Here is a 15,250-nt window from a genome sequence, read left to right on the forward strand (position 1 = left end):
ACTCTACAGCGCCAATGGAATTCGGTACGGCATGAAAAAGGCGGGAAATCCCGCCTTTTCATTTATTCTCTATCGCCCGCTCTAGTGAAGGCGGCCGCTGGCGTGTGCCAGCATCGTGTAGACCTTGCCGGTATCCGAGGTCAGGTAGGTCTGTGCCATGATGTTGTCGCGGTCGTTGCGCGACACGTCCTTGAGCAGCTTTTCGAAATCGTCGCAGTAACGATCGACAGCAGCTCGGAATTCCGCCTCCGACTGATATTTGCGGCGGATCTCGTCGAACGTCTGCTGGCCCTTCAGCGTGTAAAGTCGGCGCGTGAAGACGTCGCGCTCGCCGCGCCGGTAGCGGTTCCAGAGCTCGATCGAGGCATCGTGATCGATGGCGCGGGCGATATCGACCGAGAGCGAGTTCAGCGATTCCACGACATGAAGCGGCGAACGAGCAGCGGGAGCAGGGCGCGGCGCTTCGGCGGGCACCGCCGGCTTGGCGTCGTCTTCGCGCGATGCACCGGTCAGGAGGTCGCGCACCCAGCCGCCTTGCGGCGTGCGGCCGTTGGGGTCGCGCTGGCGTGGCGCTTGGTCTGCGGGACGTTCGAGGTCGAGCGTGCCGCGCAGCGCCGCCTCGCCCGAAGGCGCCTGCGGGGGACGGCGCTGTTCTGGAGCCGGAGCCGGGCGACGTGGCGGCTCAGCGGCGCGTGCGGCAGGCGCTTGCGGCGCCGGACGCAGGTTGCGCTGTTCCGAACTGTCGGCGCTACGGCCAGATTTCGCAACGATTTCAGAAAGTTCCTTCAGCGCGTTGATCTGCTCTGAAACGGCACGGCGGATAGCCGTGGTCGATTCCTTTGCTTCTTCCGGCATCTCGATGACGCCTTTCTTGAGCTCGGCGCGGGTGAGGTCGAGCTCGCTCTTGATCGAGCCGGCGGTACGCCGCATCTCTTCGGTCGCATCGGCAAAGCGCTTGGTGGCCGAATCGACCACTTCGGAAATCGCGGTACGGATCTTGTCGGCGGATTCCAGCGTCTTGCCTTCGGCGTTCTGCAGCGTTTGGCCGACCAGATTCTCGAACGAGCGCATGACCCTTTCGAGATCTTCCGATTTCTTGACAAGGCCGACGGCGAGGTCCTCCAGCGACGATTGCCTTTCGAGCGTGTGCTCGAGATTGCTCTGGGCCGAGCTCAACAGGTCCGAGGCACTGGAAAGCAACCGGCTGTGCTCGTCGAACTTGGTGGCGATAGAAGCAACCTCGCGCAAGGTCGAGGACGACAGCTCGGTGAGCCGCGTCGTGTTCGAATCGACCAGGCGCGCCGAACTGGCGAAGGTCTGCGCGGTCTTTTCCGTGGTCGCCGCGAAGCTTTGCGTGCTCCCGGTCAGGCGTTCTTCAACCTGGCCGAGATTGCTCGCCGCCTGCTCGATCAATTGACCGAGCTGCGAGCTGGAGGTGGTCATGCGGCCGATGAGGTCGGCAACGCTGTCGGCAAGCGTCGAGCGCGCGCCTTCCACGGCCGACAGGGTTTCGGCCGTACGGCTGGCGAGGGCGTCGACGAGGGCGGCGTTTTGAGTGCGCAGCTTCTCGGTCGCACGTTCTGTGACCTCCTCCATGCTCTTTTGCAGCTCGGAGCCGCCCTGGGCAAAGCGCTCGACCAGAGGCCGTGCCGTCTCGTCCAGGATTTTCGATATTTCAGCCGAACGTGCCGCAAGCATCGTATTGAGCTCGCGAGTATTGGCACCGATGGTCTTTGCAGCGTCATTGGTGCTCTGGCCGATATGCTGGCCGACCGCGGTGAAGGTTTCGGCGATCGTGTTGGCACGGGAGACCAACTGCGCCTCGGCGTTCGCGACCTGCTCGTTGAGCCTTTGGCCCATTGTCTCGGCGGAGTAGGCGAGGCGGTTCTCGACGCCGGCGACCTGCTCCTCGACGCGGGCCGCTGTGGCAGCCGCACTCGATGCCAGGCGTTCGTCGGCACCGGCAAGCACCTGCTCGATTTCACGGGCATGGACGGCGAGTTCCTGGCCAGTCTGCCTAGCGCGCTCGGCAACCCGCTGCTCGGTGCTGGTGAAGGCGCCGACAATGGTGTCGGCATGTTCGCCGATGGCGGTGCTGCTGTCGGCGATACGGGATACCAGGCGATGATCCGCCTCCTCGAAGATGCGGCCGATCTCGGACGCACGGGCCGAAAGTGCCTCGGAGCCTTCGGCAATGCGCGAAATAAGTTGCTGGTCGGCGGCGTCGAAAATGCGACCCAGATCCGACGCGCGTGCCGCGAGCGCTTCGGCGGATTCGCCGATGCGCATGCCCAGTCGCTCGTCGGCCGTTTCGAAATTGCGCAGGATGTCGCCGGCACGTGCCGCCAGCGACTGGGCCGTTTCGATGGCGCGAGAGACCAGCCTGTGGTCCGCCGCGTCGAAGGTGCCGGCAATCTCACTTGCTCTGGCTGCCAGCTGATCGGCCGTTTCCTGGGCGCGCGCGAGCAAGGTGTTCGACGTGTCGTCGACGCGGGCAATCAGTGTGCTCGACGTATCCTCGGCGCGCGCGGCAAGGCGACGATCCGCCTCTTCAAAGGTGCGGGCGATGTCCTCAGCCCTGGCGAGCAGGGCAGCGGAGGTCTGCTCGGCGCGCTCGGCGATCTTGCGGTCGGCATCGCTGAATGCCGCGCCCGCCTGCTCATGCAGCGCGCTGGTGACTTCCAGGACCTTCTCGCGCAGCGCCCCGGCGACGAAGACCGCGCTTTTTTCGAGCACACTGCGAACGTTGTCGACACCCGTCGACAGCGCCCGCTCCATGGTGCTGGCGCGCTCCTCGATGATGCCTGTCTGCCGGCTGAACGCCTGCTCGATCTTTTCTACGTCGGCAGCGATTGCATCGGAGATGTCGGTGCTCCTGGCGGCGATCTGGTCGATATGGCCGGACAGCGAACGGTCGACATCCTTGCGCGTTTCGGCGAGCCTGGAGAGATCGTCCTGCAATGCGCGGGTCAGCATGTCGCGGCCCTCGCTCAGCTTGCCGACATGACCGGCGACGATCTCGTCGACCTCGCTGCGGCTCATTGCAAGCCTCTCCAGGTCGGCTTCCAACGCGCGCCTGAGGATGTCGCGGCCTTCCGCCAGTTTCTCGACCTGGCCGGCAACCAGCCCATCGATGCTCGAACGGCTTTCGGCCAGCTTGGCGAGATCGTCCTCGAGCGCCTTCGACAGGGTCGAGCGGTCCTGGACGAGCTTCTCTGCGTGGGTTGCGACAAGGCTGTTGACGTTGCCGAGATCGGCTTCTAGCGCACGCGAAAACTGCGCGCGATTATCGGTCAATAGCTGCGACTGATCGGCGATGGCGCCCCTGATCGTGTTGAGATCGGCCTCCAAGGCGCGCTTGAGGATATCGCGGCCTTCGGCCAGTTTCTCGACCTGGCCGGAAACCAGTCCGTCGATGCTCGAGCGGCTTTCGGCCAGCTTGGCAAGATCATCTTCCAAGGCGCGCTTGAGGATGTCGCGACCCTCGGCCAGCTTCTCGACCTGGCCGGCGACCAGCCCGTCGATGCTCGAACGGCTCTCCGCCAGCCTGGCAAGATCGTCCTCGAGCGCTTTCGAGAGGGCCGAACGCTCTTCGGTAAGCTTGTTCATATGTTCGGAGACGACGCCCCGCACGGTCTCGAGATCGGTCTCCAGTGCCCGCGACAGCTGACCACGGTCTTCCGCCAGCTTTTCGGACTGGCCGGCGATGACGCCCTTGACAGTGCTCAGATCGGCTTCGAGCGCACGCTTGAGGATGTCGCGGCCCTCTGCCAGCTTTTCGACCTGGCCGGCAACCATCACATCGATGCTCGAGCGGCTTTCGGCCAACTTGGCGAGATCGTCTTCGAGCGCCTTCGAAAGGGTCGAACGGTCTTCGGCAAGCTTGTTCATGTGATCGGAGACAACGCCCCGCACAGCCTCCAGGTCGCTCTCCAGCGCCCGTGACAACTGGCCACGGTCTTCCGCCAGCTTTTCAGACTGGCTGGCGATGACGCCCTTGATCGCGTTCAGGTCCGATTCAAGCGCGCGCTTGAGGATGTCGCGGCCTTCCGCAAGCTTCTCGACCTGGCCGGCAACCAGCCCATCGATGCTCGACCGGCTTTCGGCCAGCTTGGCAAGATCGTCCTCAAGCGTCTTCGAAAGCAGGCTGCGGTCATCGGCGAGCCTGCCAGAATGATCAGCGATCAGACTCCTGATGTCGGAGAGGTCGTTATCGAGTGACTGGGAAAGGCCGCTGCGGTCTTGCGCCAATTTCGCCGAATGCGCCTCGATGAGGCCATTGATGCCGGCGATGTCGGCTTCCAGCGCACTGGCGAGTATGGCGCGACCCTCGGCGATCTTTTCGACCTGACCGGCGACGAGGCCGTCGATGGCGGCGCGATTCTCTGCCAACTTGCCGAGGTCGGCCTCGAGCGCGCGCGAAAGGATGCTGCGGCCTTCGGCGAGCTTGCCGACGTGCCCGGCAACCATTTCATCAATTATCGTACGAGCTTGCACGAGTTTTCCGGAGTCTTCGTTCAAGGCCTGGGCAAGCCTGTTGCGACCCTCTTCAAGGCTTTCGAGATGGCTGCCCAGCGAAGCGTCGATCGCTGCGCGCGATTCGTTGACCTTGCGCAGATCCTCCTCAAGGGCGCGCGAGATAAGGCTGCGGCCTTCGGCAAGCTTCTGCACCTGGTTGGCCACCGCTGCGTCGATTTCGGCGCGACCCTCGGCGAACTTCGCCAGATCGGCCTGCATTGCCGCCGCCATCCGGTCGCGGCTTTCGGAAAGCTTGCGGCTATGGTTTTCGACGGCTTCCTCTATGCCGGCGCGAGCATCGGCAAGCCGCTGGATGTCCGTGTCGAACGAACGCGATACGACATGGCGTGCCGCTTCCATGCGCCCGGCAAAATCGCCGGCGCGGGCTTCGAGCATGGTCGAGGTCGATGAAATGATGTCGGCCATGTCGGCACCGATCTGGGTCTTGCCCTGATCGATCATTGCCGACAGCGTCTCCTTGCTATCCTGGAAGGTGTGGGCGATTTCGCGCGCGCGCTCGACCAGCGTCTCGTTGATCTGGCGTGCGCGAGCCTCCAGCGCGGCGTTGAGCTTCTGCGTACCGGTGTCGAGCGCCTCGGCGCGTGTCTGGAACTCGCTGATCAGCGCCTGGCCACGTTCGGCAAGCGTCCGCTCGATGCCGTTGAGGCTGGCTTCGAATTCCGAATTGAGTGTGCGGGCGGCGCCGCCGAGCAGCGACACCATGCCGCTCGTGCGGTCGTCGAGCAGGTCGGTCAGCGACCGCGTCAGGCCATCGGTGGTGTCCGTCAGCTTGGCGATGCGGGTGTCGAGCAGGCTGGCGAAGGCCTCGCCCGACGTCGACAGCCGATCGGTGATCGATTCGAGCCGGCCTTCCACCGAATCGAAGATCGACATCGAGCTTCCGTTGATCCTGTCGATCAGCGTGTCGCCGGATTCGTTGATCGTCATCGACAGCTTGGTCGAGGCATTGAGAATGCTGTCGCGAATGATATCGCTGGCGGCGTTGATCTCGTCTTTCAGTGTCTCGTGGGCGCCGGTGATCGAGGCGCGCACGCGCTCGGCATGGGTGACGACCGCTTCGCGCTCGCTGCCCAGCCCATCGACCAGCGAGCGGATGCGGGACTCGTTCTCTGAATAGGAGCGCTCGATCTGGTTCACCTCGCTGTGAACGAGCGTTTCGAGCTCGACGGCACGCGCAAGCGTGCGTTCGATGCCTTCGCCCATGGCTGCCACCTCGCGGCGAACCGCTTGGCCGATCATCATGACGCGATCCTGGGCAAGATTTTCCGGCTCGGCCAGACGGAAGGCCACCTCGGTCATCGACTGCGCGGCAAGGCGCATCTCCTGAGCGCGGCGAATCATCACTGCGAATGCCCAGAACAGGATGACAGGCACGATTGCCGCGACCGCCAGGCCGATCAGCTCGGGACGGGCGAAAAACTGATCGAAGGTGCGGATGTTCCAGATGCCAGGTCCGAACAACAGGTTCGCAAGGCCGCCAGCACCGGCGATCCAGGCCAGCGACACGAAAGCCACGACCCAATAGATCGTGTTCGAGGCGCGCCGATTGAGGGTGTGCAGGAGCGTCTTATAGTCTCTTTGACGATCGTCGTTGGCCGGCGAGAAAGCTGCCGGCGGCGAGCCATTGCGCGTTGCGACAGGACGCAACTCAGCTGGCTTGGCCTTTGGCGCGGAATTTGCGTTCTGGCTTTGATTGGCGGCTGGTGCCGCGTTCTGGGTCTGGTCCGGCGCAGGCGGTTCGTTCTGGCTGCGACCTTCGCGCGCCAGCTCGTCGGCGGCTTGTGATATTTGCGCTTCCAGATCTTCCATGGATGCCGCCATGTCGAAGTCGCCGCCGGCATCGCCGCTCAGGTCGATATCGAGTGCCTTTTCGAGTTCTCTGGCTACGTCGCTGTCGAGCGTTCTTGTCGTCGTTGGTTTCTTCGCCATGCCTTCGCTACCCTGTACAAGCTGCGGCGGGACCTATGGTTCTGCTTATTGATTCTGCCTAGCGTGTCCCGCGCAGGAGGCTGAAAATGGACCTGTCGTATCGTAATGACACAGCCGGGTAAAGAAAACATGCATTCCGCCCGATACGTAAAACTTTAAATATAAGGTTAACACAGCCGTGATTCCGGCGCCGTTATCGCGACATTTTTCCGGGCCAATCATTAACCCGTTGTCCACCGGATACGCCTAGTTTTTGCGGCGGTCGAAGAACGGAGTCTCAAAGTGATACGTGGCGAAAACGGCATTGCCTTCTCGATGCCCGGCGGCGATGTGTCGGGGACAGCCGGGGCGCGGCCGATCGACCTGGGGCATCTTGCGCGCCAGACGATGGGCGATCGGAGCCTCGAGCAGGAGGTGCTGGCTCTGTTCGTGCAGCAGGCGCTGTCGGTGCGCGACAAGATCGTCGATGCGGATGTCGGGCAGCGGCTGCTATTGGCACACGGGCTCAAAGGCTCGGCGCGCGGGGTCGGCGCCTTCGCCATCGCCGATTGCGCCAGTGCGATCGAATGCCGGCCCGAAGACGCCGGCACGCTGAAGCGGCTTGGCTCGCTGATCGAAGAAGTGCGCGACTTCGTCGCCGCCATCAGCCGATAGCACTTATTCCCGAAACGCCACACAGCGGCGCTTTGGCGCCGCAGTTGACTTGTCCGGCAGAGTGATTATGTCGGCTCAGACTCCCTTCAGGTGACAAATGACCAAGCTGACCTTCATCGCCCATGACGGCACGCGTTTTGACGTGGATGCCGAAAACGGCTCAACCGTCATGGAAAATGCGATCCGCAATGCGGTGCCGGGAATAGAAGCGGAATGCGGCGGCGCCTGCGCCTGCGCGACCTGCCATGTTTATGTCGACGAAGCCTGGACGGCGGAGGTCGGCGAGCCGGAAGCCATGGAAGAGGACATGCTGGATTTCGCCTACGACGTCCAGCCGAATTCGCGGCTGTCATGCCAGATCAAGGTGCGCGACGCCCTCGACGGGCTGGTCGTGCGCGTGCCGGCCCGCCAGGGCTGAAGCCGATTTTTGCCGCTGCCGCTTGGCAGCGGACCAATGGTCATGCAGTGTCGCGCCGTTTTCCCATAAAGGCGCATGCTTCATGACCGCTATCATCAAGACAGACGTACTCATTGTCGGGGCAGGGCCTGTCGGCCTGTTTGCGGTATTCGAGCTCGGCCTCTTCGACATGAAGTGCCATCTGATCGACATACTCGACCGGCCCGGCGGGCAATGCGCCGAACTCTACCCGGAAAAGCCGATCTACGACATTCCGGGCTGGCCCTCGATCTCGGCGCAAGGTCTGGTCGACAAGCTGCTTGAGCAGATCGCGCCGTTCAAGCCCGAATTCACCTATAACCGCATGGTTTCGGGCCTGGAAAGACTGGAGGACGGCAGCTTCCGCGTCACTACCGACGAAAACGAGGTGTTCGAAGCCAAAATCGTCGTGATCGCCGCTGGCGGCGGCTCTTTCCAGCCGAAGCGGCCGCCGATCCCGGGCATCGAACCCTATGAAGGCAAGAGTGTGTTCTACTCGGTGCGCCGGATGGAGGACTTTCGCGGCCATGACCTCGTCATCGTCGGCGGCGGCGATTCGGCGCTCGACTGGACGCTGAATCTGCAGCCGGTGGCCAAGAGCGTGACACTGGTGCACCGGCGGCCCGAATTCCGTGCAGCGCCCGACAGCGTCAACAAGATGTATGCCATGCAGGAGATGAAGCAGCTGGAATTCCAGGTTGGACAGGTGACTGGCCTGACCGGTGCCGACGGCCAGCTCGCGTCCGCCATCATCAAGGGGCCGGAGGGCGATATCGAAGTACCGTGTACGCGGATGCTGCCATTCTTCGGCCTGACGATGAAGCTCGGCCCAATCGCCGAATGGGGCCTCAACCTTCACGAGAACCTGATCCCGGTCGACACCGAAAAATTCCAGACTTCGGTGCCTGGCATCTTCGCCGTCGGCGACATCAACTGGTATCCCGGCAAGTTGAAGCTGATCCTGTCGGGCTTCCATGAGGTCGCCTTAATGGCGCAAGCAGCCAAGCGCATCGTCAGCCCCGGCGAGCGCATTGTGTTCCAGTATACGACCTCGTCGACCAGCTTGCAGAAGAAGCTCGGCGTGGTCGACTGAACCTCGCTGTATTTTCGTCGGGCCGGTCTACTCCGCCAACGCTGGGGCCACAGCCTCGGCATGGCCGCGAAGCGTTTTTTCCGGCATCAGCCAGAGCGTGATGAACGACAACAGCAAGGTTGCGGCCGCTGCAAGAAAGATCATCACGAACGGCACGGCCGAGGCAACATGGCCGGCCGGCTGCGTGCCTTCGCTGGCCAGCGGCAGGCCGTAGCCAAGGGCGACGGCACCAAGCATGGCGACGCCAAGCGCACTGCCCAGCGAGCGGAGGAAGGTGAGAACGCCGGTCGCCACGCCAAGGTGCATACGATCGACGGCGTTCTGGACCGAGACAGTGGCAACCGGAAAGGTCGTGCCTGTGCCCAGGCCTACGCAGGTCGTCAACACCTCGACGAGCAACAGTGAGGCATGCCCGGCTACCAGGCTGAGCACGCCGAGGCACAGGATCGAGAAAACCGTTCCGATCATGGCAATGCGTTTATAGTGGAAAAAGCGCGGGATCATTCGCGCGCTGAAGGTCGCACCGGCCACCGTGCCGAGCATCAGCCCAAGCAACGCGGTGCCCGATTCGCTGACCGACAGGCCGACGACCGATTGCAGGTAGACCGGCAGATAGACCGACAAACCGACATTGGCGGCCTGCAGCAGGAACATCGACAGCGTGCCGGCGAGAACGATCGGATTGCCGAGCACTTCGAACGAGATCAGCGGTTCGGCCGCGCGCATCAGCCGCAGCGCGAATGCGCTCCAGAACACCGCTGAGCCGGCGAGCAGTCCAAGGATTTCAGGCGACAGCCAGGGATACTCGCTGCCGCCCCAGTTCAAGGCAAGCAGCAGCAGCGAGGTGGCCGCGACCAGAAGCAGCGCGCCGAGGCCGTCGATGCGGTGATGTTTTGCGGCGATCGGCAGCTTCTTGAGCGGGTTGTTGATGATAGCCATCGCCAGCAGGCCGAGCGGAATGTTGATCCAGAAGATCAGCGACCAATGCAGATGTTCGGCGAAGGTGCCGCCGAGCAGCGGCCCGGCGATGCTGGCGACGGCCCAGGTGCCCGAGATCCAGGCGGCGTAGCGAGCCCGCTCACGCGGCGGCACGAGGTCGCCGATCACGGTCTGCGTCAGGGCGAACAGCCCGCCGCCGCCTGCGCCCTGGATCGCCCGGCCGACAACCAGGACCAGCATGTTGGGGGCGGTGGCGCTGACCAGCGAGCCGGCGAGAAAGATCAGGATTGCAGCATAGACGGTCGGCCGGCGACCATAAATGTCGGAGATCTTCCCGTAGAGCGGCGCCACGGCGGTCGCGGTCAGAAGATAGCCGGTCACGATCCACGGCAGATACTCGGCATGCCCGAGCAGACGTGCCATCGTCGGCATCGCCGGCGCGACGATGGTCTGGTCGAGCGCTGCCAGCAGCATCGACAAGAGCACGCCGCCGATGATGGCGTTTTTCTCGGTTTCGGTCAGCGGCGTGCTGGTTTCCACCATCGCTTGCTTGTCGATAGCCTGGTCCATATCCATTCATCCCATTACGCTTGGGTGCACGTCCGCGAGGCGCTGGAGTGCGTCGAGTGTACAGATTGGCCGTGTTCTCGTGCCTTGAGATGAGCCCTGCGAACTCGATATATGTCGTTCGCTATAGGCCGATTTCGACAGCGGCTCGAAAGTTTTTCGAAGCTGGCACCATGTTTCGGCAAAATTGGCTTTGTCCGACGACGCGGAGTTCAGCCGGGAGCGAGTCGGCCGTTCTCAATGCGCTCGATGCGGTAATTCAAGAGCCGCAGGATGCGGCTTTGGAAATTGACGCTTTCCACACGATCGAAGCGCATCTGCTCCTGGTCGTGCTTGGCGAGCATGGCCGCCGTTATTTTTGCGGCCTTGGCCTTGGCCAGTTCGCAGGTCTTTTCCGGGTAGCTCGCCTTCAAGGCGTCTTCGAGTTCGCGGCCATGGTTCTTGGCAATCTCGACGTGGCGTTCCTCATGGCGCTTGATGTCGGCGGACAACGTATCCCAGAACAGCCTGACGCCTGCATCGGCTTTCCGCGGGCGGCGCCACTGCGGAAGGATCACCTTGACCTTGACGGTGACGACAGCGTCGGCAATCCAGCACGAGCCCGGCTTTTGCGCATAGCTGACGCGGGTGGTGAACGCCATCTGGGTAGCGCCTGGATGCCTCGACCCGGTGCTTTTCACCTGAGGCCCGAGTTTCGACAGCTGGGTCTCGATGTCGTCGAGCGTCCTGCCGCCGATCGGGAAATAACTATATGTCTTGACGAGAGTTGCAGCGCTGGCCGGGAATGCGGTCAGGGCGAGCATCAGGGCGCAAAGGAAGGATCGTTTCATCGTGTTGCCTCTTTGCCCACCTTGCTTTACCGCCGTCTCCGGCGCAACGGAATTGATCCCCGGCCACGCCGCGGGATCGGACATGGTTGATGGGCAATGATGACAGGGCGATGGCAGTTAGCCCACGGACGCCATCTCGACATTGGTGGCAAGGCCGTGGTCGTCGGCATCCTCAACATCACGCCGGACAGTTTTTCCGACGGCGGCCTGTTCGATGCGCCTGAAAGAGCAGTTGACCAGGCGCGCCGCATGGTCGGGGAGGGGGCCTCCGTCATCGACATCGGCGGAGAATCGACACGTCCCGGGGCGTCTGCGATCTCCGCAAAGGAAGAGCAGGCTCGCATATTGCCGGTCATCGAGGCGCTCGCGACGTCTGGCGGAACGCTGATCTCGGTCGATACCTATCGCGAGGATACGGCCCGGCTCGCCGTCCAGGCCGGCGCACATATCGTCAATGACGTCTGGGGCCTGCAGCGCGAACCGGGCATTGCCCGCGTCGCGGCCGAAACCGGCGCCGGGCTTGTCATCATGCACACGGGACGGGATCGACAGAAACTGCCTGACGTGATTGCCGATCAGCTCTTCTTCCTCAGGAAGTCGCTGGAAATTGCGCGACGGAGCGGTGTTGCCGACGACCATATCGTGCTCGACCCGGGCTTCGGCTTCGCCAAGGAGACGGCAGCGGAAAATCTTGACCTGATGGCACGGTTTTCCGAGCTTCGTGCGTTAGGTTTTCCACTGATGGCCGGCACGTCGCGAAAGCGCTTTATCGGCACCGTCACCGGCCGCGATGCAGCCGCAAGGGGCGCCGGAACCGCGGCCACCAGCGTCATCCTGAGGCTCAAAGGCGCGCATCTTTTTCGCGTCCACGATGTCGCAATCAACGTGGATGTGTTGGCCATTGCCGATGCTATGCTGGCGCGTGAGATCGGGGAAAGCTGAGCCATGTATGTCATCCGCATGAAAAACTGCGCCTTCTTCGCTCGGCACGGTGTGCTGGACGAAGAAGAGACGCTCGGCCAGCGCTTTTATGTCGATGCGGCACTCACGGTGGATCCCGGGCGGGCGCTGGTTGAGGATTCCATTGAGGACACCGTCAATTACGGCATCGCTTTTGCGGTCATCGAGAAGATCATTACAGGCGAGCGGCGCTTTCTGATCGAAGCGCTGGCGCTCGAAGTGGCGAGGGCGCTGACGGCGCGGTTTCCGCAGATCAAAAAGGCCGAGATCACCGTGCGCAAGCCGAATGCCCCGGTGCCGGGTGTGCTCGATCATGTCGAGGTGACCGTTGTCTGGCCAGAATAATACCGTCTATCTCAGTCTCGGCGGCAATCTCGGTGATCCGGCGAGGTCGATGGCTGCGGCACTGGGCATTCTGGGTGCCAATGAGAGCATGCGCGTCGTTGCCGTTTCGTCGCTCTACCGCACGCCGCCCTGGGGCAAGCTCGATCAGCCGGATTTCCTCAATGCGGCGGCCGAAATCTCGACCGCGCTCGCACCGCGAGAGTTGCTGGATCTCTGCCTTGACGCCGAGCGAAAACTGAAGCGGGTGCGCGAGGAGCGCTGGGGTCCGCGCCTGATCGATATCGACATTCTGGTGTTCGGCGACCGCGTTATCCACGAGACCGGGCTGGAGGTGCCGCATCCGCGCATGCTGGAGCGCGCCTTCGTGCTGGCACCGCTGGCAGAAATTGCGCCGGAGCTTGTGGTCGCCGGCAAGAGCGTGTCGGAGCGGCTGGCCGCCGTCGACACATCGGGCATTGAACGGCTGCCGTCAGGCCGGGATTGGTGGAAGGCCTGAGGCTGCCGCCATCGGTGCCCGAAATCAGCCGGAAAACCCACCTCCGTCTAGGAACATTTGTTCGTCCGGTGTCGTCTCGCGGCCAAGCATCCTGTTTCGGTGCGGAAATCGGCCGAAGCGCTGAATGATGTCGCGATGCTCGATCGCATATTTCAGGTAGGACGGAGCCTTGGCGGCGGTAAGCTCCACCGATTTGAGCTGATCGGCGAGGTCCTCCGAATGCTCATAGGGCAGATAGAGAAAAACGCGGAGCTCTTCGTCGAGCGCCAGGTCATGGCCGGCAGCGATTGCCTTCCCGGCGAAATGCCGCGCCAGCGGGTCCGTGGCGTACATGTGGCCGGTGCCGCGAAAGCAGTTTCGCGGAAACTGGTCGAGGAGGATCATCAGTGCCAGCGAACCTTCGGCGTGTTCAGACCAGCCGTCGCATTCGCGGCCGGCGGCGGCGAAGTGCAGATCGAAAAACCGGGTGCGGAAGTCGGCATCAAAGGCGTCGTTCTTCTCGAACCATGCCTCCTCCCCGGCGTCGCGCCAGAATCTGGTGACGGAGAGAGCGCGCTCGTCCAGTTCGTTCATCATTCGCGTCATTCCAAGGTTTAATCGGCCGGTTCGGATTTCTGCAGCACGCCGGCGGTCTCGTCGTTGAGCGCCTGACCCGCGCGCCGTGGCGTGCTGAGCGGCGTCGGAATGGGGGTGCCGATATTGCCTTTGAGAAAGCGTCGCCCGGCGCGGATGCCTTCAGCCAGCTGAAGTTCGAAACGGGCAACGTCGCGGCGACGGACATCCTCGATGACCTCGGCGACCTCTTCTGGGTCGACGCCAAGGGCTTCCAGTGTCGAGCCGCCGAAGACAAGCGCCGATTCGAAGGTCTCGCGGAGCTGATAGTCGACGCCGGCACGAATGAGCTGCAACGCCGTACCGCGGTCGAAGGCCCGCGCCAGCACCGTCAGCAAGGGAAATTCCGCCTTGATCAGTTCGGCGATGCGGACGGCGGCATCGGGCTTGTCGACGCAGATCAGCACTGCGCGTGCCCGCCCGGCTCCCGCGGCACGCAGGATGTCCAGCCGCGTGCCGTCGCCATAATAGACCTTGAAGCCGAAATCGGCTGCCGCCTGGATCATTTCGACCTCATTGTCGATGATCGATACGTCGATGCCGCGCAACAAAAGCGGCTGGCTGGCGATCTGGCCGAACCGGCCAAAGCCGATGATCAGCACGCTGCCGGTTAGGCCGCTGGCGACATCGATGCCTTCAAGCGACTGCTCGTCGCGCGGCGTCAGATACCGCAGGGCTATGATTGCCAACGGCGTCAGCACCATGGAAATGATGACGATAGCGGTCAGCATCGCATTGGCCTGGCTATCGATGATCCCGACTGCCGCCGCTGCAGAATAGAGGACGAAGGCGAATTCGCCGCCTTGCGCCATGAAGACCGCGCGCTCGAGCGCTTCCCGGTGGCCGGTTTTGAGGACGCGGGCAACGATATAGATGCCGATCGCCTTCATCATCATGTAGGCGACGACATAGATGGCAATGAGCTGCCAGTTGACGACGACCACATGCAGGTCAAGTGACATGCCGACGGCGAGGAAGAACAGCCCGAGCAGAATGCCGCGGAACGGTTCGATGTCGGCCTCCAGCTGGTGGCGGAAGGTCGATTCCGACAAGAGTACGCCGGCCAGGAAGGCGCCCATCGCCATCGACAGGCCGGAAAGCTGCATGGCGAGCGCCGATCCGAGAACGACCAGAAGGGCGGCTGCGGTCATCACCTCGCGGGCGCGCGCATCCGCCAGGATACGGAAGAACGGATTGAGCAGATAGCGTCCTGCAAGCACCAGCCCGACGATCGCAGCAAGGCCGATACCGACCTCCGTCAACCGATCCGACAGGCTCATATCGGCGCCGCCCGGCGCGAGGAAGGCGATCAGCGCCAGCAGCGGCACGATGGCCAGGTCTTCCAAAAGCAGGACCGAAACGATGCGCTGGCCCTTGGGCGTGGCCAGTTCGCCGCGTTCTTCCAGCAATTGCATGACGATGGCCGTCGAGGTGAGCACGAAACCGGCGCCGGCGACGAAGGATTGCGCGATAGGAAAACCTCCCGCCAGCCCGACGCCGGTCAGCAGGACCGCGCAGACGCCGACCTGCAGCGCGCCAAGCCCGAAGATCTCGCGGCGCAGGCCCCACAGCCGTGACGGCTGCATCTCCAGTCCGATGATGAACAGGAACATGACGACGCCGAGTTCGGCGACATGAAGAATGGCTTCCGATTCGGAAAAGATGCGCAGCCCAAACGGGCCGATCACGACGCCGGCCGTCAAATAGCCGAGGATGGAGCCAAGTCCCATGCGCCTGAAGATCGGCACCGCAACGACGCCGGCGGCAAGCAGCGCCACCACCTGGATCAGATCGCTGTTCGATGCCTCTGCCGCCATGCCTGCCGTTCCGCTCTCTTGCAACAAGCGGCC

General features: G+C 63.0%; 11 protein-coding genes. 6 read left to right on the forward strand and 5 right to left on the reverse strand.

Translation table 11 applies throughout. The annotated features are described in order from the left end of the window. Positions 1-81: 81 nt before the first annotated feature. Positions 82-6,468 (reverse strand): apolipoprotein A-IV repeat region-like domain-containing protein, encoded by a 6,387-nt coding sequence (locus NKJ35_RS05550; RefSeq protein ID WP_352645541.1) that lies wholly within the window; start codon positions 6,466-6,468, stop codon positions 82-84. A 285-nt stretch (positions 6,469-6,753) separates the two neighbouring features. Between NKJ35_RS05550 and NKJ35_RS05555 the strand changes: the two genes are divergently transcribed. The 3 genes from NKJ35_RS05555 (at position 6,754) to NKJ35_RS05565 (ending at position 8,651) form a co-directional block, all read left to right on the forward strand. Then, positions 6,754-7,122: an Hpt domain-containing protein gene (locus NKJ35_RS05555; protein WP_254817406.1), complete on the forward strand. Its 369-nt coding sequence runs from the start codon at positions 6,754-6,756 to the stop codon at positions 7,120-7,122. A 97-nt stretch (positions 7,123-7,219) separates the two neighbouring features. After that, positions 7,220-7,540, forward strand: a complete 321-nt coding sequence (locus tag NKJ35_RS05560; protein WP_254817397.1) for a 2Fe-2S iron-sulfur cluster-binding protein — start codon at positions 7,220-7,222, stop codon at positions 7,538-7,540. Between the two features lie 82 nt (positions 7,541-7,622). Beyond that, the gene (locus NKJ35_RS05565; RefSeq protein ID WP_254817396.1) at positions 7,623-8,651 is read left to right on the forward strand and encodes an NAD(P)/FAD-dependent oxidoreductase; all 1,029 of its coding nucleotides are present in this window, start codon (positions 7,623-7,625) and stop codon (positions 8,649-8,651) included. A gap of 27 nt (positions 8,652-8,678) precedes the next feature. Here NKJ35_RS05565 and NKJ35_RS05570 read toward each other — a convergent pair whose 3' ends face one another. Next, positions 8,679-10,160 (reverse strand): MDR family MFS transporter, encoded by a 1,482-nt coding sequence (locus NKJ35_RS05570; protein WP_352645543.1) that lies wholly within the window; start codon positions 10,158-10,160, stop codon positions 8,679-8,681. Positions 10,161-10,369: 209 nt separating this feature from the next. Then, positions 10,370-10,987, reverse strand: a complete 618-nt coding sequence (locus tag NKJ35_RS05575) for a DUF922 domain-containing Zn-dependent protease (protein WP_352645545.1) — start codon at positions 10,985-10,987, stop codon at positions 10,370-10,372. Positions 10,988-11,083: 96 nt separating this feature from the next. On the opposite strand from NKJ35_RS05575, the gene folP reads away from it, so the two are divergent. The 3 genes from folP to folK are packed head-to-tail and all read left to right on the forward strand — an operon-like array spanning position 11,084 to position 12,788. Beyond that, positions 11,084-11,929 (forward strand): dihydropteroate synthase, encoded by an 846-nt coding sequence (gene folP / locus NKJ35_RS05580; protein WP_352645547.1) that lies wholly within the window; start codon positions 11,084-11,086, stop codon positions 11,927-11,929. Positions 11,930-11,932: 3 nt separating this feature from the next. After that, complete coding sequence (gene folB / locus NKJ35_RS05585) at positions 11,933-12,292, forward strand: dihydroneopterin aldolase (RefSeq protein WP_023674838.1); 360 nt, start codon at positions 11,933-11,935, stop codon at positions 12,290-12,292. Then, entirely contained in the window at positions 12,276-12,788 is a 513-nt protein-coding gene (folK, locus tag NKJ35_RS05590; RefSeq protein ID WP_352645550.1) for a 2-amino-4-hydroxy-6-hydroxymethyldihydropteridine diphosphokinase, read from the forward strand. The genes folB and folK overlap by 17 nt, the downstream gene beginning before the upstream one ends. Before the next feature lie 24 nt (positions 12,789-12,812). Here folK and NKJ35_RS05595 read toward each other — a convergent pair whose 3' ends face one another. Both NKJ35_RS05595 and NKJ35_RS05600 read right to left on the reverse strand, forming a co-directional pair. Further along, positions 12,813-13,364, reverse strand: coding sequence for a DUF924 family protein (locus NKJ35_RS05595; protein WP_502901872.1), 552 nt, complete (start codon positions 13,362-13,364; stop codon positions 12,813-12,815). 17 nt (positions 13,365-13,381) lie between these two features. Then, complete coding sequence (locus tag NKJ35_RS05600; RefSeq protein ID WP_352645552.1) at positions 13,382-15,217, reverse strand: monovalent cation:proton antiporter-2 (CPA2) family protein; 1,836 nt, start codon at positions 15,215-15,217, stop codon at positions 13,382-13,384. Between the last annotated feature and the right edge of the window lie 33 nt (positions 15,218-15,250).

The organism is Mesorhizobium sp. M0136, from assembly GCF_040322515.1.
Lineage (GTDB): Bacteria > Pseudomonadota > Alphaproteobacteria > Rhizobiales > Rhizobiaceae > Mesorhizobium.